The sequence below is a fragment of the Limnobacter litoralis genome (assembly GCF_030160455.1).
In the GTDB taxonomy this organism is placed as follows: domain Bacteria; phylum Pseudomonadota; class Gammaproteobacteria; order Burkholderiales; family Burkholderiaceae_B; genus Limnobacter; species Limnobacter litoralis.
Map to the genome: position 1 here is coordinate 35,434 of NZ_BSOJ01000012.1, position 21,641 is coordinate 57,074.

20 protein-coding genes are annotated in these 21,641 nt (G+C 53.6%); 11 read left to right on the forward strand and 9 right to left on the reverse strand.

Translation table 11 applies throughout. From position 1 onward, the window contains the following. Window positions 1–59: 59 nt before the first annotated feature. The 6 genes from coaE to QQJ87_RS06045 form a co-directional block, all read right to left on the reverse strand. Entirely contained in the window at window positions 60–674 is a 615-nt protein-coding gene (coaE, locus tag QQJ87_RS06020; protein WP_284280561.1) for a dephospho-CoA kinase, read from the reverse strand. Next, the gene (locus QQJ87_RS06025) at window positions 671–1,501 is read right to left on the reverse strand and encodes a prepilin peptidase (RefSeq protein WP_284280783.1); all 831 of its coding nucleotides are present in this window, start codon (window positions 1,499–1,501) and stop codon (window positions 671–673) included. The genes coaE and QQJ87_RS06025 overlap by 4 nt, the downstream gene beginning before the upstream one ends. Before the next feature lie 5 nt (window positions 1,502–1,506). Next, window positions 1,507–2,748, reverse strand: a complete 1,242-nt coding sequence (locus QQJ87_RS06030; protein ID WP_284280562.1) for a type II secretion system F family protein — start codon at window positions 2,746–2,748, stop codon at window positions 1,507–1,509. Between the two features lie 20 nt (window positions 2,749–2,768). Next, window positions 2,769–4,463 carry a type IV-A pilus assembly ATPase PilB gene (gene pilB / locus QQJ87_RS06035; protein WP_284280563.1) on the reverse strand — a complete coding sequence of 565 codons (1,695 nt, stop codon included), beginning with the start codon at window positions 4,461–4,463 and terminating at the stop codon, window positions 2,769–2,771. 78 nt (window positions 4,464–4,541) lie between these two features. Beyond that, entirely contained in the window at window positions 4,542–5,816 is a 1,275-nt protein-coding gene (locus tag QQJ87_RS06040) for an HlyC/CorC family transporter (protein WP_284280784.1), read from the reverse strand. A 60-nt stretch (window positions 5,817–5,876) separates the two neighbouring features. Next, entirely contained in the window at window positions 5,877–6,872 is a 996-nt protein-coding gene (locus QQJ87_RS06045; RefSeq protein ID WP_284280785.1) for a polyprenyl synthetase family protein, read from the reverse strand. A gap of 205 nt (window positions 6,873–7,077) precedes the next feature. On the opposite strand from QQJ87_RS06045, the gene rplU reads away from it, so the two are divergent. From rplU to proB, 4 genes are all read left to right on the forward strand, one after another. After that, window positions 7,078–7,389 (forward strand): 50S ribosomal protein L21, encoded by a 312-nt coding sequence (gene rplU, locus QQJ87_RS06050; RefSeq protein WP_284280564.1) that lies wholly within the window; start codon window positions 7,078–7,080, stop codon window positions 7,387–7,389. 22 nt (window positions 7,390–7,411) lie between these two features. Further along, on the forward strand, window positions 7,412–7,675 hold the full coding sequence (gene rpmA, locus QQJ87_RS06055) for a 50S ribosomal protein L27 (protein WP_284280566.1): 264 nt from the start codon (window positions 7,412–7,414) through the stop codon (window positions 7,673–7,675). Window positions 7,676–7,758: 83 nt separating this feature from the next. Continuing rightward, on the forward strand, window positions 7,759–8,856 hold the full coding sequence (gene cgtA / locus QQJ87_RS06060) for an Obg family GTPase CgtA (RefSeq protein WP_284280567.1): 1,098 nt from the start codon (window positions 7,759–7,761) through the stop codon (window positions 8,854–8,856). Beyond that, window positions 8,843–9,970: a glutamate 5-kinase gene (gene proB, locus QQJ87_RS06065; protein ID WP_284280786.1), complete on the forward strand. Its 1,128-nt coding sequence runs from the start codon at window positions 8,843–8,845 to the stop codon at window positions 9,968–9,970. The genes cgtA and proB overlap by 14 nt, the downstream gene beginning before the upstream one ends. A gap of 29 nt (window positions 9,971–9,999) precedes the next feature. On the opposite strand, the gene QQJ87_RS06070 is transcribed toward proB, so the two are convergent. Beyond that, window positions 10,000–10,566: an RNA pyrophosphohydrolase gene (locus tag QQJ87_RS06070; RefSeq protein ID WP_348534577.1), complete on the reverse strand. Its 567-nt coding sequence runs from the start codon at window positions 10,564–10,566 to the stop codon at window positions 10,000–10,002. 138 nt (window positions 10,567–10,704) lie between these two features. Here QQJ87_RS06070 and QQJ87_RS06075 point away from each other — a divergent pair, with 138 nt between their 5' ends. Then, a complete protein-coding gene (locus tag QQJ87_RS06075) occupies window positions 10,705–12,450 on the forward strand; it encodes a proline--tRNA ligase (protein WP_284280568.1) in 1,746 nt (581 codons plus the stop codon). Continuing rightward, window positions 12,440–13,135 carry a transglycosylase SLT domain-containing protein gene (locus tag QQJ87_RS06080; protein WP_284280569.1) on the forward strand — a complete coding sequence of 232 codons (696 nt, stop codon included), beginning with the start codon at window positions 12,440–12,442 and terminating at the stop codon, window positions 13,133–13,135. Before QQJ87_RS06075 ends, QQJ87_RS06080 begins: the two co-directional genes overlap by 11 nt. Here QQJ87_RS06080 and ffh read toward each other — a convergent pair. Next, window positions 13,132–14,535, reverse strand: a complete 1,404-nt coding sequence (ffh, locus tag QQJ87_RS06085; RefSeq protein WP_284280571.1) for a signal recognition particle protein — start codon at window positions 14,533–14,535, stop codon at window positions 13,132–13,134. The two genes, QQJ87_RS06080 and ffh, sit on opposite strands and share 4 nt — an antisense overlap. A gap of 50 nt (window positions 14,536–14,585) precedes the next feature. Between ffh and QQJ87_RS06090 the strand changes: the two genes are divergently transcribed. The 5 genes from QQJ87_RS06090 (at window position 14,586) to QQJ87_RS06105 (ending at window position 20,676) form a co-directional block, all read left to right on the forward strand. Then, window positions 14,586–15,425 (forward strand): cytochrome C assembly family protein, encoded by an 840-nt coding sequence (locus QQJ87_RS06090; protein ID WP_284280572.1) that lies wholly within the window; start codon window positions 14,586–14,588, stop codon window positions 15,423–15,425. Further along, the gene (locus QQJ87_RS14680; RefSeq protein WP_431310080.1) at window positions 15,425–15,679 is read left to right on the forward strand and encodes a PP0621 family protein; all 255 of its coding nucleotides are present in this window, start codon (window positions 15,425–15,427) and stop codon (window positions 15,677–15,679) included. The genes QQJ87_RS06090 and QQJ87_RS14680 overlap by 1 nt, the downstream gene beginning before the upstream one ends. 26 nt (window positions 15,680–15,705) lie before the next feature. Beyond that, the gene (ampD, locus tag QQJ87_RS06095) at window positions 15,706–16,269 is read left to right on the forward strand and encodes a 1,6-anhydro-N-acetylmuramyl-L-alanine amidase AmpD (RefSeq protein WP_284280573.1); all 564 of its coding nucleotides are present in this window, start codon (window positions 15,706–15,708) and stop codon (window positions 16,267–16,269) included. A 240-nt stretch (window positions 16,270–16,509) separates the two neighbouring features. Beyond that, entirely contained in the window at window positions 16,510–19,434 is a 2,925-nt protein-coding gene (locus tag QQJ87_RS06100; protein WP_284280574.1) for a ribonucleoside-diphosphate reductase subunit alpha, read from the forward strand. 75 nt (window positions 19,435–19,509) lie between these two features. Then, window positions 19,510–20,676 carry a ribonucleotide-diphosphate reductase subunit beta gene (locus tag QQJ87_RS06105; RefSeq protein ID WP_284280576.1) on the forward strand — a complete coding sequence of 389 codons (1,167 nt, stop codon included), beginning with the start codon at window positions 19,510–19,512 and terminating at the stop codon, window positions 20,674–20,676. Window positions 20,677–20,724: 48 nt separating this feature from the next. Here QQJ87_RS06105 and QQJ87_RS06110 read toward each other — a convergent pair whose 3' ends face one another. Next, window positions 20,725–21,417 (reverse strand): glutathione S-transferase family protein, encoded by a 693-nt coding sequence (locus QQJ87_RS06110; protein WP_284280578.1) that lies wholly within the window; start codon window positions 21,415–21,417, stop codon window positions 20,725–20,727. Between the last annotated feature and the right edge of the window lie 224 nt (window positions 21,418–21,641).

Sequence of the window (21,641 nt, forward strand, 5' to 3'; positions counted from 1 at the left end):
TGTAAGAAAGGCCTATTCGGATTGTGGCCTACCTTGGGCTTTGGTGCAAATTATTGCGCTCAGTTTAAGCGCAATTTCAAAATTTCCCCGTGCGCCCAATCTGTTTTCTCGATTAATTCCGACAGACTTGAATTGTTTTCAATCACCAGGTCAGCCCTGCTCAAACGGGCCTGCCGATCGGTTTGGGTTTTCAGTATGGCAATCACCTGTTCACGCGTAAAACCATTTCTGTCCATCACGCGTTTAATTTGAGTTTCGGTGTCGCAGTCCACCACAACAATGTGGTCCAACAGGTGCATCCATCCGCCTTTCTCGATTAGCAGAGGAATGACCAACACCGAATACAAGCCCGTGTCTTTCTGAAGCTGGGCCCCCACCTCATCCCGAATCAAGGGATGCAAAATGCCCTCCAGTTGCTTGCGTTCATCTGGATTGTCGAAGACCCGTTGGCGCATATAGGCTCGGTTCATGGCGCCGTCCTGTTGGATGCATTGAGGGCCGAATGTGGCAATGAGCGCCGGAATGGCCAGCCCCCCCGGTGCGGTCAGCTGATGCGCGATCAAATCGGTGTCAATGACATGGGCTCCCAGTTCAGCCATTCTGTTGGACACCGCTGTTTTTCCTGAGCCGATTCCTCCGGTCAGGCCGACGACAGGTTTGCGTAAATGATTCATATCCAGTGAGCAAGGTCGAGCCCGGCCATCCAGGCAAATGCACCCAAGACCAGTGATGGCCCAAACGGGAACGGCTCTGACTGGCTGGTGTTGCGCAGGGCTTTAAGCGACAGGCCCAGCAAGATACCGCTCACCGAGGCCACCAAAACTATGGTCATTAATGAGAGGGGGCCAAACCAGGCCCCCAGTGCTGCAAGCAATTTGAAGTCACCGTAACCCATGCCCTCTTTGCCAGTGAAGGCCTTGAACAGCTTGTAGATTGACCACAGCATCAGGTAGCCAAGCATGGCACCAAACACCGCTTGTTCCAGGGGTACTGATTTGAACAGCATATTGAACGCGAGGCCAGCCCAGAGTAGCGGTTGGGTAATGCTGTCAGGCAACAGAAAAGTGTCGAAGTCAATCAAGGCAAGCACCAAGAGGCTTGCACTCAGTACCATGTAACACAGCGCTGCCAAGCCAGGTGCGTGTTGTACGGCGATCCAGCCAAAAAGAAGCCCTGTGCACATTTCGACAACAGGGTATCGAATGGACACAGAACATCCACAAAAGGCGCATCGTCCACGAAGCAGCAAGTAGGACACAACCGGAATGTTGTGATAAAACCTGAGGCGATTTTGGCAGGATGGGCAGTGCGAGGCTGGCAAGGCCAAATTAAAAGGCGTTGCCGATTCGGGCGGCGTTTGTCCGTTGGCCAAAGCCAATTCAGTGTCCCATTCGCGTTGCATCATTTTTGGCAATCGGTAGGCGACCACGTTCAGAAAGGAACCCACACACAGACCAAGCACCACGCTGAAGGCCAGCCACTCCGGCAGACTAATTGGCACCGCAATCAAACAACGCCTCCGATTTTGAAGATGGGCAGATACATGCCGATGATCAACGTGCCCACCAGGCTTCCAATTACACACATGATCATGGGTTCCATGACCGTTGACAGATTGTCCACAATGTCATCCAGGCGGGTTTCGTATTGTGTGGCCAGCCGATCCAGCATTTGATCAAGACGGCCCGACTCCTCCCCGATTCTGATCATTTGAACCGCATCGGCAGGAAACACCCGAGATTGCTCCATGCTATCAGAAACCCTCTGGCCAGACGCAACAGCCTGGCGAATACCAATGGTGGCCAATTGATAGGATTTGTTGTTGGCCACACCAGCAACGGATTCCAAAGCGCTCACGATAGGAACACCCGAGGCACTCAAAGTCGAAAATGTCCGTGTCCAGCGCGCGTAGATCGCAGTGCGCATCAATTCCCCAAAGATCGGCAGTTTCAGTAAACCGGCGTCGACCGCATCCGTGAAACGCGGGCGCTTTTTGTAGAGTTGCCTGAACACGTAAACTGCAACAGCCACTGCGGCCGCGACAACAAGCCCGTGGTCTCTCAGAAGATGAGAGGCATCCAGAAGGCTCTGGGTCAGGCCTGGCAGCTTGCCACCAAATTGCCGAAATACCGTTTCAAATGTGGGAAGAACGAACACCAGCATGCTGATGGACACTACGATTGCCACCACAATCACGATGCTTGGGTAAAGCATCGCTTTCTTGACCCGTTGCCGCGTTCTTTGTGCTTTCTCCATGTAGTTGGCCAGTCTCATCAGCACGGAATCGAGTTCACCCGAATCCTCTCCGGCAGACAAAATGTTGCAGAAGAGATTGTCGAAGCAGTTTGGATGCTTTCGCATGGCCTCGCTCAGTCGCAGGCCGCTTTCAATGTCCGCCCTGATTTCCCGAACGATGCGTCGAATTTCGGTTTTTTTTCGACCCTGCAGATTGCCAGCGATTAATCCCAAACTCTGACCCAATGGCACGCCCGATTGGGTCATTACAGCCAGTTGCCGAACAAACGCCGCAAGAATAGGCAATTTGACTTTGCCGCTGTGGTGGGTGCGTTGCTGTCTAAGGGCCGCCAGTTGAATGCCCTGTTTTTTCAGCAAATGGCGAGCCTGTTCAGCTGATTTTGCTTTGATCTCACCCGTTCTGGGCGCAAGACCGCGGCTGCGACGTTTTTCGGTCCAGACGAACAGTTTTTCTCCTTTTCCGGGAGAGGGTGATCTAGTGGCGGTATTCATTGAAAATACCCTTCAGAGAGTCAGTCGGTTTTTGTAGCCGCCAGAATCTCATCAATGCTGGTGATGCCTGCCCTGATTTTCTCCAGACCAGATTCCCGCATGGACAGCGTTCCTTCTGATCTGGCCAGTTTTTCCATTTCAAGGGCACTGGCATTTGCAATGATCAGGTCTTTCATGGCATCTGAAATTTTCAACACTTCGTAAATTCCGGTGCGGCCCATGTATCCTGTGCCATTGCAGGCCTCGCAGCCAACCGCACAGAAGGGTGTCCAATCCTCCTGGGTGACCTCTTTGATCAGTCCGGCATTGACCAACCCCCTCTGGCCCTCTGGCAATGGCGACTTGCACTGGCAAAGCTTCCTGACCAGCCTTTGAGCGATCACCAAGTTGACCGAGGAGGCAATGTTGTAAGTCTCGACCCCCATGTTTTTGAGGCGCACGATCGTGCTGACCGCATCGTTGGTGTGCAGTGTAGACAACACTTTGTGGCCAGTTTGAGAAGCCTTGATCGAGATGTCGGCTGTTTCAATGTCACGAATTTCGCCGACCATAATGACATCTGGATCTTGACGCAACAGTGAACGAAGGGCCTTGGCAAAGGTAAGGCCGATCTTCTCGTTGATATTGACCTGGTTAATGCCAGGAATATTGATTTCTGCGGGATCCTCAACCGTGCTGATATTAATGGTCTCTTTGTTCAGCACATTCAGGAACGTGTAAAGAGACACCGTTTTACCGCTGCCCGTCGGACCTGTCACAAGAAGCATGCCGTGAGGGCTGTCGAGTGCATCCAGCAGGTCCTTTTTCTGTCTGGCATTGAATCCCAATTGATCGATGCCCAACACAGATCGGGTCGAATCCAGCAAGCGAAGCACGATTTTTTCACCGAAGAGCGTGGGCAGAGTGCTCACGCGAAAGTCCACCTTTTGGAGATCAGGGCCGAGGCTGATCCGCATTCGGCCATCTTGGGGAATCCGTGTTTCTGTGGTGTTCAACAGACTCATGATTTTGATGCGGGCCGCAATTTTGGCCCGTGCTGACAGCGGTGGCTGCGAGGTCTCCTGAAGCAGGCCATCAATCCGGTATCGAACACGGTACATTTTTTCGTAAGGCTCGAAATGGATGTCGGAGGCCTGACGCTTCAGGGCTTCACTCAGAATTCGTTGCACGTACCTGACAATCGGGGCGTCGTCGACATCCAGTGTGTCATCCTGTTGATCGGCAGATGCAACTTCGTTGACATTTTCCAGCGCAAGGCTGTCTGCTTCAGGGGTTTGATTGTCGCTGAGGAGTCGCCCAAGCTTGTCGTATTCAACGACCACCGGTTCGACCTGCAGGTGGGTTCTGAATTTCAGCTGTTGCAAGGTGCTCAGGTCTGTTGGGTCTGCCATGCCAACGAACAGGGTGTTGTTACGCCTTCCGAGAATGATTGCCTCCAGGCCCTTTGTTGCCTGCATGATGTCAGCGTCAATTTCACCCAGAGACTCGGGTTCAAACTGCGCAACGTCCAGAAGGGGATAGCCGAAGTGAGTGGCCACCGCCTTTGCCAAACTGGTCGCGTCAGTCAAGCCGCTTGAGATCAACCAGTCTGCCACCGACTTGCCGGCAGGGGACTCCACTCCTGAGGAATCTATCTTCTCCAGGGTTACTGCATTTTGAGCAGTCAATGCCCTGACCAGGCCCGAGTTTTTGATGGTTGCCGCGGTGATCGTCATGCTTGCCATTCCCCTGTGTGTTTGGCTTTGTACTGAATTCACATCACTATCTTTGATTTTTTAATCTTGCTCAATCACCTAGGCGGATGCGTCTGGGTCTTTTTTGAATATTTTGGCTGTTTTAACGCTTCGGTCGGCAACCTGCACGATTTCAATGATGGTACCCCCGACTTTTACGCTCAAACCGGTCTCCGGGATGTCCTGCAGAATTTCCAGCAGTAGCCCGTTCAAAGTGCGTGGGCCATCTTGTGGAAGGTCGAGCTTGTATCGCCTGTTCAAGTCACGCAAATCGGTGTATCCGTCCACGGTGATCACCTGCTCCGACTGGCTGTTCCCGCTGTTCAAACCCTGGGCAGTGGGTGCGTGTGAGGTGAATTCACCAATTAATTCTTCGAGAATGTCCTCCGGTGTAATCAGGCCCAGCACCTCGCCATATTCATCCACCACCAAGCCGAGGCGTTCTTTGTTTTCCTGAAAGTTTTGAAGCTGCAAAGTCACCGGAGTGCCGCTCGGAATGAAATAGGCGGGGTGCAGAAGTCGCGTCAGTTCAGCCTTGTCAAATTCTTCAGCGTAAAACAGGGACAAGGCACGGCGGACGTGAAGAATGCCGACTACCTTTCGCCAGTCGTCTTCAATGACTGGCAGCTTGTTGTGGTGCGCAGTCGAAATTTGATGCCCCAGCTCGTCCTCATCCCGAGAAACGTCCAAATGCTCCATTCGCATGCGCGGTGTCATCACATCGTCAACTGTCAGACGTTCCAGTTCAAACAGGTTCATCAGGATCGCCCTGGGTTTGTGGGGCAGAAAATGCCCGCTTTCCAACACAAGCGACCTCAGTTCATTCAAATTCAGGGAGTTTTGTTCCGTTTGGGTCGACGATAGGCCGAGCCTTCGAATCAGGCCGTTGACGAAAATATTGATGATCCACACAAAGGGCGTAAACAGGCGCACAAAAAATGCGATGGGATAACTTGCGGGAAGCGCCACCTTTTCTGGATAAGCTGCGCCGATCACTTTGGGCGTAATTTCAGAAAAAATGATGATGGCAAACGCCACCAAACCCGTGGCAATCGACAGCGCAATCTGGTTATTGCCGTACCAGGAGATGGTCAATGAGGTCACCACGGTTGTGGCTGCGGTGTTCAGCAGGTTGTTGCTTAGCAACAGGGTGGACAGTAGCTGGTCTGTGCGGTCCAGCAACTTTTTGGCAAGGATGGCACTGCGAACCCCTTGTTCAGCCAGGGCTTGAAGCCGGTATTTGTTGATGGCCATCATGCTGGTTTCCACAATCGAAAAGAAACCAGAGAGGAAGAGAAGGGTACACAGCAGGGCGATTTGCGCCCACAAAGGCATGTCGTTCAAGTGTTGGTTTGCTAAAGCCTAAAACCGTAGTGTAACGCCAAACGAGTTCTCTTAGCTTTCACGCTCAACGGCCACTTCGCAAAGCGCAGCAAGGCTTGCGCGAAATGGGCTGTCTGGTAGTGCTTCAAGGCGGACGGTGGCTTGCTTGGCCAGCGTTTTTGCCTTCTCCCGTGTGTAGTCGATTGAACCGCTGGACTCGATGGCTTGTAAAATCACGTCGACTTCCTGGGTTCCGCCCTGTTCGATGGCACTTCGAATCAATTCGACAACCCTGGGGTCGCTGGCGTGTTGCATGGCGTGAATCAGGGGCAGTGTTGGCTTGCCTTCGCGCAGGTCGTCGCCCACATTTTTACCCAGAGCACCACTTTCACCCGCGTAATCCAGCACATCATCAATCAGCTGAAAAGCGCTGCCAAGCTCGGCGCCGAATCGACCCAAGGATTCCGTGATTTCAGCGTCTTGCCCGGTAACAATTGCAGCAAGCCTGCAAGAGGCCTCAAACAGTTTGGCGGTTTTGAAATCAATGACCTGCATGTAACGCTGCTCGGTGACGTCCGGGTCTTTGCAGTTCAGCAACTGCAACACTTCGCCTTCCGCAATGGTATTGGTCGCCTCGGACAACACATCCATCACGGCCATTTCCCCGATTCTGACCATCATCTGGAAGGATCTGGAATACAGAAAATCGCCGACCAGAACTGCGGCGGAGTTCCCGTACTCGGCGTTTGCGGTCAGTCTTCCCCGTCGCATGCTGGACTCGTCCACCACGTCGTCGTGAAGCAGTGTGGCTGTGTGAATGAATTCCACGATGGCTGCCAGATCGACGGCGTGTCGCATTTGCTGCCCGGTCGCCCCAAGGGCTCGGGCCACCAAAATAACCAGGGCTGGGCGCAGTCGCTTTCCGCCCGCCTGAATAATGTAGTCGCTGATCTGGTTGATCAGGCTGACCTTGGAGTGCAGGCTTGACCGAATAACCTCATTGAGATTTTCCATGTCAGTGGCAATCGGGGCCAAAACACTTTTCACGCTTCGGGACTGGGGCGACATAAGGGTGTGAAACACGGGCAAGGGGTTGGTTTGGTTGGGTATTGTACTTGACCTCAATGACCGCTTGTGCGGCTTTGCATCGTTTTTGCCGCTGCTCAGCCAGTATTCCGGTCATAAGGCTTTGACAAAGCAGCTTGTTTTCATGGATAATTACGGGCTTACCTGAATATTCACAGGTAACAATTCGATAATTTAGAGGTCAACTATGTACGCGGTCATAAAAACTGGCGGTAAACAATACAAGGTTACTGCTGGCGAAAAACTCAAAGTAGAACAGATACCTGCTGACATTGGCCAAGAAATCTCTTTGAATGAAGTGCTGGCCGTGGGTAGCGGTGAGCAGGTCAAAGTGGGTACTCCGCTTGTTGAAGGGGCTTCGGTCAAGGCAGTTGTTGTGGCGCACGGCCGTCACGACAAAGTGAAAATTTTCAAGATGCGTCGTCGCAAGCATTATCAAAAGCGTCAAGGTCATCGCCAAAATTTCACGCAAATCCAGATCCAGTCCATCGACGCTTAATTGGCGGTAAGGAGAAAGTCTCATGGCAAGTAAGAAAGGCGGCGGCTCCACGCGCAACGGACGAGATTCAGAAGCCAAACGACTGGGTGTAAAAGTCTATGGCGGTCAGTCCATTAACGCTGGCGGCATCATCATTCGCCAGCGCGGTACACGTTTTCATGCTGGCGACAACGTCGGCATGGGCAAAGACCACACTCTGTTTGCGCTGACCGACGGTCAGGTGCAGTTTTCGGTCAAGGGCGCCCTGCGTCGCAAAACCGTTTCTGTGGTGTCTGGCGAAGGTTAAGCTTCCAGGCAAGCAACAGCAATGTTGTGTTTCAATAGCCCTGCAACGTGCAGGGCTATTTTCGTTTTCAGGGTTCCTAAAGCATGAAATTCATTGACGAAGCAACCATCGAGGTGTTCGCAGGCAAGGGCGGTAACGGATCGGGCAGTTTTCGTCGCGAAAAGTTCATCCCCAAAGGCGGACCAGACGGTGGTGACGGTGGCCGAGGCGGCAGCATTCACGTGCAAGCCGACCGCAACCTCAACACGCTGATTGACTATCGGTATTCAAGGCAATACAGGGCCAAGGGCGGCGAGAATGGTCGTGGCTCAGACTGCTATGGAGCCGCCGGACCGGACATCACTTTGAAAATGCCGGTGGGCACCACCATCATGAACGCGGACACCGGTCTGGTGGTCGCCGATCTGACCGAGCATGGACAGACCGTAACCATCGCACAGGGTGGAGAGGGTGGTCTGGGTAACCTGCATTTCAAGTCGAGCACAAACCGTGCGCCGCGTCAGTTTACCAAGGGCAAAGAGGGTGAGCAGGCGCGTTTGAAGCTGGAGTTGAAGGTGCTGGCCGATGTGGGTCTTCTCGGAATGCCCAACGCAGGCAAGTCCACCTTGATCGCTTCGGTGTCCAATGCGCGCCCCAAAATTGCCGACTATCCGTTTACTACCCTGCATCCCAATCTCGGCGTGGTGCGCGTTGGGCCCTCACAAAGCTTTGTGATTGCCGATGTGCCTGGCCTGATTGAAGGCGCAGCCGAGGGCGCTGGTTTGGGGCATCAATTCCTGAAGCATCTGCAACGCACCCGCGTTTTGTTGCATCTGGTCGATCTCGCACCCTTTGATGAAGGGGTCGATCCGGTCTATGACGCCGTGGCCATCGTGGAGGAGTTGCGCAAGTACGATGAGTCTTTGTACAACAAGCCCCGCTGGCTGGTTCTCAACAAGATCGACATGATCCCCCCGGAAGAGCGTCAGGCCAAGGTGGACGATTTCCTTGCCCGTTACATCAAGGCCACCGGTTGGGCAGGGCCTGTGCATGCCATTTCCAGTCTGACCGGCGAAAACACCGACGTGTTGATGAAGTCCGTCTATGAGGCGCTTGCGCAGCAGTTGCGTGAAGAATACCCACCCGAAATCGACATTCGTTTTAGAGAAGGAGAGGCGGCTCAACATGATGACCAGCAATAACCGTGCTCTGGCGGGTAAGCGAATAGTTGTCAAAGTCGGTAGTTCCCTGGTTACCAAGTTTGGTCAGGGTGTCGACATGGGGGCCATTGGTGCCTGGGCGAAGCAGATTGCGCAGCTCAAGCAGCAAGGTTGTGAAGTGGTGCTGGTTTCATCCGGTGCCATTGCCGAGGGGCTGAAACGCCTGGGTTGGGTAAAGCGCCCCAGCGAGATACATGCCCTTCAAGCGGCGGCCGCCGTTGGGCAAATGGGCTTGATTCACGCCTATGAGGTCAGTTTTGCGCAGTACGGACTGGTGTGTGCGCAGGTCTTGCTGACCCATGCTGATCTTGCCGATCGGGAAAGATACCTCAATGCTCGATCGACGCTGTTTTCGTTGCTGGAACACCAAGTTGTTCCCATCATCAATGAAAACGACACTGTGGTGACGGATGAAATCCGCTTTGGTGACAATGACACCTTGGGTGCCTTGGTGACCAATCTCGTTGAGGCCGATGCGCTGGTGATCCTGACCGATCAAAAGGGTCTTTACAGAGAAGATCCCCGCAAGAATCCTGAGGCCGAATTTGTTCATCTGGAGACCGCTGGCAACCCTGAGCTTGAAAAGATGGCAGGTGGTGCCGGCAGCGCTGTGGGCACGGGCGGCATGTTAACCAAAATTCTGGCGGCCAAACGCGCTGCACGAAGTGGGGCAGCCACCGTCATTGCATCTGGTCATGAACCCGATGTGCTTGTTCGGCTGATTGCCGGCGAATCCGTAGGCACTTTTCTGAAGGCACCTGTGGGTCGCCTGGTGGCGCGCAAGCAATGGCTTGCAGATCATCTGAAAGTGAAAGGAACGTTGCTTCTGGATGCTGGGGCTGCCGAGGCTTTGCGAACCAAAAAAGGCAGTCTTTTGCCGATTGGCGTTGTGTCTTGCGAGGGGCGTTTTCAGCGTGGGGAGCTCGTGGCCTGCATGTCTCCCGATGGCCGTGAAATTGCCCGGGGGTTGGTGAATTACGCGGCGGGTGAAGTCGCGAAAATCGCGCGTCACCCGTCTTCCGAGATTGGTTCAATTCTGGGGTATCAAGACGAGCCCGAGTTGATCCACCGGGACAACATGGTTGTCATGTCGTAATAAAAAATTGGGCCCATATTGGGCCCAATCTATTTAAATGACTCGTTGTCGCCCAGTGTCTCCTGGCTTTTAAGATTGACAGGTTCCCAGAGTTCTCCTTTCGGAATTCTGCGGGCGTCCTTTTTTGAAAATAAAAATTTAGCCAATTCATTGAGTGCCATTCGGTAGACGTCTCGTTTGAAGTCGATGACGTTTTCCAAAGGGACCCAATAGTCGTTCCAACGCCAGGCATCAAATTCCGGGTGATCTGTGGCCCTAAGGCTTACATCACTGTCCCGACCAACCAGCCTCAACAGAAACCAGATCTGCTTTTGGCCTTTGTAGCTTCCACGCCATTCACGGCGAATCCAGTGTTCTGGCACGGTGTATCTCAGCCAGTTCTTGGTTCGACCGATAATTTCAATGTGTTCTGGCAATAAGCCCACTTCCTCGTGTAACTCCCGGTACATGGCCTGTTCCGGTGATTCGCCGTGTTTGATGCCCCCTTGCGGAAACTGCCAGGAATGTTCACGAATTCGTTTGCCCCAAAACACCTGTTTTCGGGCGTTGGTCAAAATAATGCCTACGTTGGGTCGGTAGCCTTCTTTATCAAGCATACGCGCCCCATAGTTTTCTTTACAATTCGACTCCATTATAAGCACCCGCTTGCGTTTGTCACCACTGGCACAGCATCGCGGGCGATATAAAAGTAAAATGACGCATTCTTAATTCACACCGCCCTGCGAGTTTTCCCTATGCGTGCCAGCCAGTTTTTTCTGAACACCCTGAAAGAAGCCCCGGCCGATGCCGAAATCGTCAGCCATCAACTCATGATGCGTGCAGGCATGATTAAAAAACTGGCCGGTGGCATTTACACCTACATGCCCATGGGCCTGCGCAGCATCCGAAAGGTTGAGCAGATCGTTCGAGAGGAAATGAACCGGGCTGGTGCAATCGAGCTGTTGATGCCTGCTGTACAACCCGCGGAACTTTGGCAGGAAAGCGGTCGTTGGGAAAAGTACGGCCCTGAATTGTTGCGCCTCAAAGACCGCCATCAGCGTGATTTCGTGATTGGGCCAACACACGAGGAAGTCATCACGGATGTGGTGCGCAAGGAAGTGAAAAGTTACCGTCAACTTCCGCTGAACCTCTATCAGATTCAGTCCAAGTTCCGCGATGAAATCAGACCCCGCTTTGGTGTTATGCGTGGCCGCGAATTCATCATGAAAGACGCGTATTCCTTCGATCGCAACCAAGAAGCTGCGCTGAAAACCTACGACATTATGTACGAGGCTTATCAGCGTATTTTCACCCGTTTGGGATTGAATTTCAGGGCTGTAGCCGCAGACACCGGTTCGATTGGTGGCAATCGCAGTCATGAATTTCATGTCATTGCAGACACTGGCGAAGACGCCATTGCTTATTGCCCGGCGTCCGACTACGCCGCCAACGTCGAATTGGCGGAGGCCGTATGCAACTTTTCACGTCCTGATGCCACTCAAAATCTTCAAAAGGTGAGTACCCCCAACGTGACTGCCTGTGTGGACGTGGCCAGCTTGCTGGGTTGTGAATTGAACAAAACCGTCAAATCGGTTGTGTTTGCCAATCGCACAGAAACCGAAGAAGGCGTGATGGTCCAATTGATCTTAGCCTTGGTGCGGGGGGATCATGAGGTCAATGACATTAAATTGGGCAAATTGGCCGGTGTGGTTGAACTGAGCCTGGCCAGTGATGAACAGATTCAGGCTGCATTTGGGTGCACACCGGGCTATTTGGGACCAGTGGGAGTTTCCTCTCAGATCCGTGTGGTGGCGGACAGAACCGTTGCCGCAATGGGTGATTTTGTGTGCGGTGCAAATGAAGCACACTTTCACTTGAAAGGGGTTAACTGGGGGCGCGATTTGCCTGAGCCCGAAGTGGCCGATATTCGCAATGTTGTAGAGGGAGACGTGTCTCCCGATGGCAAGGGAACGCTCGCAATTTGTCGTGGAATTGAAGTGGGGCATGTGTTTTATCTCGGAACGAAATATTCCAAGGCGCTACAAGCCACATTCCTGGATGAAACGGGCAAGCCTGCAGTAATCGAAATGGGCTGCTACGGCATTGGGGTGACCCGTATTTTGGGCGCTGCGATTGAGCAGAACTTTGACGACCGAGGCATTGTTTGGCCGATGAGTATTGCCCCTTTTGAGGCGGTTTTGTGCCCGATTGGTTACAAAAAATCTGAGATGGTTCGTGAGGCGGCCGATACCCTCTATTCAGCGCTGAAAGCGGCGGGGGTAGACGTGATGCTGGACGACCGAGACGAAAGGCCCGGCGTGATGTTTGCCGACTGGGAACTGATTGGTGTCCCGCTGCGTGTCACGCTGGGTGACCGTGGGTTGAAAGAGGGCAAGGTTGAATTTCAGTCTCGGGATGGTCGGATTGAAAAATGCGATCTGGCACTGAGCGAAGTGGCTGCCCGCATTGTAAAAGAGACGAAGGAAAGTGTTGACGCGTAAATTTGGCTTATTCAGTGCAACGTTTTTGATCTGGTTTGTTTCTTCAAACCCGGCTGTTGCTGCACGCCAAATGTACGAGCCCATGGCAGAAAGTGTTCGATTGGCCATGCGCACAAGTCTGGAAGGGGCTCGCGATCCTTATCCGATTTTTGACTCAGCAGCCCAGCGAATCGATTGGTTGAGCACGATGTCAGGCCGGTTGGTTCGCAAAGTTCCCAATTTTGGTCAGCGTTTAACTTTGATCAAAACCATTCGTTATGAGGCTCAGCGCGCAGGGCTTGACCCGCAGCTCGTTTTTGCGGTGATTCAGGTTGAAAGCGGATTTCAACCCCGCATTGTCAGCTCCGCGGGTGCGATGGGATTGATGCAGGTGATGCCATTCTGGACGGATCTGCTTGGGGATGGCGACAGTCGGGTTTTGCTCGACCCACGAATTAACATCCGATATGGGTGTGTCATTCTTCGGCACTATCTGGATACGGAACGTGGCGATGTGAATCGGGCACTGCAGCGTTACAACGGAAGCCTCGGTAAAAATGATTATTCCGATCTGGTGCTTGCAACGCTGCAAAGGCGTTGGGCGTACCATCAGCCTGATTTAGGGCGCAGGGCCAAACATGCCGAGCTTCAGGCGCAATCGTCAGGAAACAGTTTGCCAGCAGTCGCTTCGGCAGGTCGACCCTAGAATTTGAACCCGCCGCCCGGTGGCAGTCCGCCTGGTGGCATACCGCCTGGGGGCATGCCCTTCATGCCGCCCATTTTTTTCATCAGCTTGGCCAAGCCGCCTTTCTGCATTTGCTTCATCATGCCGCGCATTTGGTCAAACTGGTTCAGCAGGCGGTTGACTTCTTGAACCTGAACGCCTGCACCAGCGGCAATGCGACGTTTGCGTGACGCCTTCAGAATGTCGGGCTTGCTGCGTTCTTCAAGCGTCATCGACAAAATGATGGCCTCTGTTCGGCGCATCTGCTTCTCGGCCAGGTTGGCGTCTACCTGCCCAGCGCCTTTGGTCAATTGGGTGGGCAATTTGTCCATCAAGCCCTGCAGGCCGCCCATGTTTTTCATCTGGGCCAACTGGGATAGAAAGTCATTCAGGTCGAAACTCTTGCCCGATTTCAGCTTTTTGGCCAATTTCATGGCTTCGGCCTGATCCACCCCTTTTTGGGCTTCTTCGACCAAAGACACGATGTCGCCCATGCCGAGGATACGGCTGGCAACCCGGTCTGGGTGGAACTTTTCAAAGCCAGTCAGTTTTTCGCCCACACCCATGAACTTGATCGGCTTGCCCGTGATGTGTCGGACAGACAGTGCTGCACCACCGCGGGAATCGCCATCCATTTTGGTCAGCACAACCCCGGTCAGCGGCAGCGCGTCATTGAATGCTTTGGCCGTGTTTGCGGCGTCCTGGCCCAGCATGGCGTCAATGACAAACAGAGTTTCGGTGGGTTTGACTGCCGCATGCAGCGCGGCAATTTCATCCATCATCGCCTGGTCGATACCCAATCGGCCCGCAGTGTCCAGAATGAGGACATCAAAGAACTGCCGCTTGGCGTGGCCGAGCGCTGCGCGCGCAATGTCCAACGGTTTTTGCTCGGCGCTGGATGGAAAAAATTCAGCGCCCGCCTGTTCGGTTACGGTGCGCAACTGTTCAATCGCAGCGGGTCGGTAGACGTCGGCCGACACGGTGAGCACTTTCTTCTTCAGGGTGTCTTTCAGGTATTTGGCCAGCTTGCCCGTGGTGGTCGTTTTACCGGCACCTTGCAGGCCGGCCATCAGGATAACCACCGGGGGTTGTGCCGCAAGGTTCAGTTCAACCGTTTTGTCGCCGATCAACTGGACCAGTTGCTCTTGTACGATACCCACCAAGGCCTGCCCAGGTGTAAGGCTGTTTAACACCTCTTCGCCCAGCGCACGGTCTTTGACCCGCGTGATGAATTCTTTGACCACAGGCAGCGCTACGTCGGCCTCAAGCAGTGCCAGTCGAACTTCCCGAAGCATTTCCTGGGTGTTGCTTTCTGTGATTCGGGCTTCGCCCTTGATATTTTTGACAACCCGCGTCAAACGATCAGAAAGGTTTTCAAACATCTTGTATCTGCCAAACGTGTAGGAATTGGATATCGAGTAAACTTGGAACCATGAACGAGACTCTATTGTACGCCTTTGCTGTAACCGTGCTGCTGGCCTCTGGTGGTTTGGCAGCCCTGTGTGTTTTCGGGTCTGCACGGGTGCCTTTCTGGCTCGACCGCAGTGTTTTTGCATTGGGCTTGGTCACGGCCGGCGTGTTGTTGTATTCCACGCTTTTTCAAATCGATGGCATGCATTTTGGTTTTGCAGTCGGCTTGATGTGTGTCGTCTGGGTGGCAGCCGTGGTGGCCTTTGTCGAAGGGTTTGTAGACCGAGTGCCCTTTCTGGAAATGTTCATTTTTCCGCTGTGTGCGCTTGTATTTCTGCTTGAGTTGTTGGTGGGCGAAGAATCCCATGTGCCGATGGCCATGGACTGGTTGTTCCAGGCCCATCTCTTGATTGCAATTTCTGCCTACAGCCTGCTGGGTCTCGCCGCAGTGCATTCCATTGTGATGGCCTACCAAGAGAAAATGCTTCATCAGCCGCTTCGCATGGGCAGGGAAGGTCAGGCCAAGCGCGAGCGCATGCTGGACCATTTGCCTTCCCTGATTTCCATGGAGTCCATTCTGTTCAGGCAGCTATGGGCTGGTTTCGTCCTGCTCTCCCTGACTCTGATTTCGGGCTTTCTGTTTTCCGAGCAGTGGAGCGGTCACGCGTTCCGCTTTGATCACAAAACCCTGTTTTCGGTCATTTCCTGGGTGTCTTTTGCGGTCCTTTTGGGGGGACGTCTGCTACTGGGCTGGCGTGGCAAGGTGGCTTTGCGTTGGTGCCTGGGCAGCTACGTCATGTTGTTTCTGGCCTACTTTGGCACGCAGTTTGTGCTTGAGTTCATCTTGAAAAGAGCGGTCTAATGGGGCGCATATTGTTCTTTTTGATTCTTGCTGGCGTGGCTTATATTGTTTTCAAAAGCTGGCAAAGAAAGCAGGTTTCGGGCGCTGGGGGCATGTCCTCCCGGGAAAAGGTTTCTCACAATCCCCGTGAGGTGATCTATCCCTGTAAGCATTGCGGTGCCTACAGCCCCCTGTCTGAGGGAGTGATGCTGCAAGGGCGTTTTTACTGCAGCGCAGACCATGCCAAATTGGCCGGCGAAAAAATGGTCAATTAGGCGGTTTGACGCACAGGAGTACGGGTATGTGGCTGGATGAAGATGGATGGATCGATCAACCCTGGGTTCACAGAATTCCCTGTTCCAACCACGACCCCAGACCCCTGGGTACCCAGATTGACTCGCTGGTCATTCATTGCATCAGTCTTCCCGAGCGGGTGCACGACTTTGAGCCCGTCAAAGCCCTTTTTCTGAACCAACTCGATTGCACGGCCCACCCGGAGTACGCGGCGCTTGAGGGCTTGCATGTGTCGTCGCATTTTGTGATTGACAGGCAGGGCGGGGTGTACCAGTTCGTGTCCTGCGATCGGCGAGCCTGGCACGCGGGTGTATCGGGTGCGATGGACCGACAGAACTTCAATCATTTTTCGCTGGGCATCGAGCTGCTTGGTGATGTGTATTGCCCGTTTGAGCAAGCTCAATACGACAGCCTTTACAAGTTGATTGCCGAGTTGCGCGATCGTTATCCACTGAAATATGCATTCGCCCATTCAGAGATTGCGCCCACCCGCAAAACCGATCCTGGTCCCTTCTTTGACTGGAAAAGAATCCGTAAATCCTACACTTACGATTTGTTGCCCAAAGCCTGATTTGCGGTAGCCCCCTCGGCCCTCGTTCTATTTGTCCACCACTTGTCCAGATCTTGTCCACATTCTCTGAAATGTGGACAACTTTGTGCATGGTTCGTGGAAAAGAAAAGCGTTGCAAATTTGAATTGCGACCACTACAATTAGTTTCAGACCTCGCACAAAACACAACATATAGTGGTCTGTCATTCAAACCAACAACAATGTAAATTCTTCAACGCGCGCTTTCCAGGAGATATGTGCATGCAAACCAGCCATGAATCTGCCGCCATACAGACCAAGGCCCCAGCCTTCGACATCGACGGCCAGGCCTCCAGCAAGCAGGCAGACAGCACCTATGCCAATTACAAAATCATTCGCAGAAACGGTGCGGTGGTGGGTTTCGAGCCCAGCAAGATCGCGATCGCAATGACCAAAGCGTTTCTGGCCGTCAATGGTGGCCAGGGCGCGGCTTCCGCGCGCGTGCGTGAGCTGGTCGAACAACTGACTGCCCAGGTGGTTTCAGCCCTGGTGCGTCGTCAACCGTCCGGCGGCATCTTCCACATTGAAGACATTCAGGATCAGGTTGAGCTGGCCTTGATGCGTTCAGGCGAAGCCGAAGTGGCGCGTGCCTACGTGCTTTACCGTGAGCGCCGCGCACAAGAGCGCGCGCAGCAGAAAGTCGAGCAGGCCCAAACGCATGCCTTGAACGTGGTGGACGGCGATGTAACCCGCCCACTGGATGTGGACAGTCTGAAAAGCCTGATTGAGGCTGCGGCCGTTGGACTGGAAGGCATTGACACCGACCACATTCTGAAAGAGACCCTGAAAAACCTGTACGACGGCGTGAAAGTGGCCGAGGTGTACAAGTCAGCCATTCTGGCCTCACGCGCCATGATCGAAAACGAGCCCAGTTACACGCTGGTGACTTCGCGTCTGTTGTTGCACACCATCCGCCGTGAAATCATTGGTCGGGAAATTGCGCAAGACGAAATGGCGCAGGTGTACCCAGAATATTTCCCCCAGTTCATCAAGAAGGGCATTGAAGCCGGTCTGCTGGACAACCGCCTGGCCCAGTTCGACATGAAGAAGCTGGGCGCTGCGCTGAACTACAAGCGCGACCTGCAATTCGATTATCTGGGCCTGCAAACTCTGTATGACCGCTATTTCCTGCACGTTGATGGCACCCGCATTGAAATGCCTCAGGCTTTCTACATGCGCGTTGCGATGGGCCTGGCGCTGAACGAAGTGGATCGCGAGGCGCGCGCAATCGAGTTTTACGAAGTGCTGTCTACCTTTGACTTCATGAGCTCTACGCCCACACTGTTCAACAGCGGCACCATTCGTTCTCAACTGTCCTCTTGCTACCTCACCACCATCGGTGACGACCTCGACGACATCTATGAAGGCATCAAGGAAAACGCGTTGCTGTCCAAGTACGCAGGCGGCCTGGGCAACGACTGGACACCCGTTCGCGCATTGGGCAGCCACATCAAGGGCACCAACGGCAAATCCCAAGGTGTTGTGCCTTTCCTGAAAGTGGTAAACGACACAGCCGTGGCTGTGAACCAAGGCGGCAAGCGCAAAGGCGCGGTGTGTGCCTACCTAGAGACTTGGCACCTGGACATCGAAGAGTTTCTGGAACTGCGCAAGAACACCGGTGACGATCGCCGTCGCACCCACGACATGAACACAGCGAACTGGATTCCCGACCTGTTCATGAAGCGTGTGATGGAAAATGGCGAATGGACCCTGTTTAGCCCGGCCGACACACCCGATCTGCATGATCTGTACGGCAAGGCTTTTGAAAAGGCCTATGTGGGCTACGAAGAAAAGGCCGCACGTGGCGAGCTGAAGCTGCATAAAAAAGTGGACGCCAACAAACTGTGGCGCAAAATCCTGTCTATGCTGTTCGAAACAGGCCACCCCTGGATCACTTTCAAGGACCCTTGCAACATTCGCAGCCCCCAGCAACACGTTGGTGTGGTTCACTCGTCCAACCTGTGTACAGAAATTACACTGAACACCAGCGCCACTGAAATTGCAGTGTGTAACCTGGGTTCTGTGAACATGACTGCGCACCTGAAAAAGGGCGAGAACGGCGAATACACGCTGGACCATGACAAACTGCGCAGCACGGTGCGCGTTGCCATGCGCATGCTCGACAACGTGATTGACATCAACTACTACGCCGTGGGCAAGGCGCGCAATTCAAACCTGCGTCACCGCCCAGTGGGCATGGGCATGATGGGCTTCCAGGATGCGCTGCACATGATGCGCAAGCCTTACGCCTCTCGCGACGCCGTAGAATTCGCTGACGAAAGCATGGAAGCCATTTGCTACTACGCTTACGAGGCCTCCTCTGACTTGGCCGCAGAGCGTGGTGTGTACAGCACGTACAAGGGCTCCCTGTGGGACAAGGGCATTCTGCCGCTGGACAGCATCAAGCTGCTGGAAGAAGAACGTGGCGGTTACCTTGAAGTGGACACTTCGTCCACCATGGACTGGGACAGCCTGCGGGCCAAAATCAAGGCTCAGGGCATGCGCAACTCCAATTGCGTGGCCATTGCCCCAACCGCGACCATTTCCAACATCATTGGCGTGGCCGCGTCGATTGAGCCCACATTCCAGAACCTGTACGTGAAGTCGAACCTCAGCGGCGAGTTCACCATCGTCAACGAACACCTGGTGCGCGACCTGAAGCGCCTGGGCATCTGGGACGAAGTGATGATTTCTGACCTGAAATACTTCGATGGTTCAGTCATGAAGATCGACCGCATTCCGGAAGACCTGAAGCGTTTGTACGCCACGGCTTTCGAGATGGACCCACGCTGGCTGGTTGAAGCCGCCGCGCGTCGCCAAAAGTGGATCGATCAGGCCCAGAGCTTGAACATCTACATGGCGGGTGTGTCGGGCAAACGTCTGGACGACACCTACAAGCTGGCTTGGACACGCGGTTTGAAAACCACGTACTACCTGCGCACCATTGGTGCAACCCACGCCGAGAAATCCACGCTGAAAGGTGGTGAATTGAACGCCGTGAACGCCGATGGTGGTGCCTCTGTAGCCTTTACTTCTGCGCCGGCAACGGGCCTTGTGCCCAACCTGCCAGAGCAGGAGGTGGAGGGCAAGGTGTGTACACTTCGACCCGGCGACGATGGCTTTGAAGAATGCGAGGCCTGCCAGTAAGGCTTGCCCCTCGGTTAATAATTGAACATAATGACACTGTGATTTTGTACAGTGTATTATTTGGGAGTAAAAAGTATGCTGTCTTGGGAAGACGAATTCGAGCAAAGCATGGGAACCACCACCGCTGCTGCACCTGCCGCAGTGAAGATGCCAACCATGCCTGAAGTGGCACCCAGCCTGTATCAAAAGGCCGCCCAGCCCGTCGCCAAATCAGAGGGTTCTGCCGCACGTGTGCGCGCCGCTGACAAGCGCGTCATCAATGGCACCACCGATGTCAACCAGCTGGTGCCATTCAAGTACAAGTGGGCCTGGGAAAAGTACCTCAGCGGTTGTGCCAACCACTGGATGCCCCAGGAAATCAACATGGACCGCGACATCGCTTTGTGGAAAAGCCAAGATGGCTTGACCGAAGATGAGCGCCTGCTGGTCAAGCGCAATTTGGGCTTCTTTGTCACGGCCGATTCACTGGCAGCCAACAACATCGTGCTGGGCACCTACCGCCACATCACTGCACCTGAGTGCCGTCAGTTCCTGTTGCGTCAGGCTTTTGAAGAGGCCATTCACACCCACGCCTACCAGTACATCGTAGAAAGCCTGGGCATTGATGAGGCAGAAACCTTCAACGCTTACAACGAAGTGCCCTGCATCAAGGCCAAAGACGAGTTTCTGATTCCTTTCATCGACGTGCTGACCGACCCTGAGTTCAAAACCGGCACCCCTGAAGCAGACCAGAAGCTGTTGAAGTCATTGATCGCTTTTGCCTGCATCATGGAAGGCATGTTCTTTTATGTGGGCTTTGTCCAGATTCTGGCCCTGGGTCGCCAGAACAAGATGATTGGCGCTGCCGAGCAGTTCCAGTACATCCTGCGTGACGAGTCCATGCACTGCAACTTCGGTATCGATCTGATCAACACCGTGAAGCTGGAAAACCCACACCTGTGGACCCCAGAGTTCAAGGAAGAGATCAAGGCCATGTTCTACAAAGCCGTTGAGCTTGAACACGCCTACGCCGTGGACACCATGCCACGCGGTGTGTTGGGTTTGAATTCCGCCCAGTTCATGGAATACATGCGTTTCATCGCCAACCGCCGTTCCAATCAGATTGGTTTGGGCACATTGTTTGAAGGCGCCAGCAATCCCTTCCCATGGATGAGCGAGATGATGGACCTGAAGAAGGAAACCAACTTCTTCGAGCGTCGTGTGACCGAGTACCAGACTGGTGGTGCGCTGAGCTGGGATTGACATTTCAGAATGGTTGCCGCCCACAAGGGCGACGACCATTCTGAATATTCAGGACGCAGCGTCTAGGCGTGCGTTCTGTGGAAACATCACGCGTCGTGCGTCCTCATCCATTTCGGTTTTGAAGGTATGGCGCGATTTTAGCGCTTCAGCGCGCTGTGCTGCTGGTCGAGCGTTGATTTCATCAAGCAGCCTTTTCACATTTGGAAGATTATCCCAAGCCTTGTCGCCCAAGATAAAAGGGACAGCGCGCGCCCAACCCCACACTGCCATATCGACGAGACTGTAACTGTCTCCCAACATATATTGATGTTTGCTGAGTTGTGCATCGATCAGGCCCCAATGACGCTGTGCTTCAAAGTCGTAACGGTTTACTGCATAGGTCTTGGGTTCGGGGGCGAAGTGCTTGAAATGCACAGCCTGACCCGAGTATGGTCCGATCCCGGTGGCCACAAACATTAGCCACGAAAGCATCTGCGCGCGTTGCTCTGGTGTGTTTTTGGGTAAGAATTTGCCGGTTTTTTCAGCCAGGTACAGAAGAATCGCATTACTGTCAAACACTACAGCACTGCCATCCACAATCGCAGGCGTTTTGGCATTCGGGTTGATCGCGGTGTACTCAGGTGAGTGCTGCTCTCCTTTACGCGTGTCTACAGGAATCAATTCATAGGGAAGGTTAGCCTCTTCGAGGAAAAGGGCCACCTTGGCTGGATTCGGGGAAGGGTGGTAATAAAATTTGATCATGATTGGCCTTTAAAAGCGGGTTTAAAAATCATCGTTTCCAAATTTGAAGAAAGGGGTCGAGTCGGCATTCTGTTTAATTGCTGAAGTGATTTGACTCGTAGGGCTCTATCGATGAGTTTCACTTCAAAATCTAGAGTGTCATTTCGACAGCTGACCTAACCCTGTGATGCCAACTTTCATGGCGAAGAGGTCAGGTTGGTTTTGTTCGACCTTGTTCCTACCAA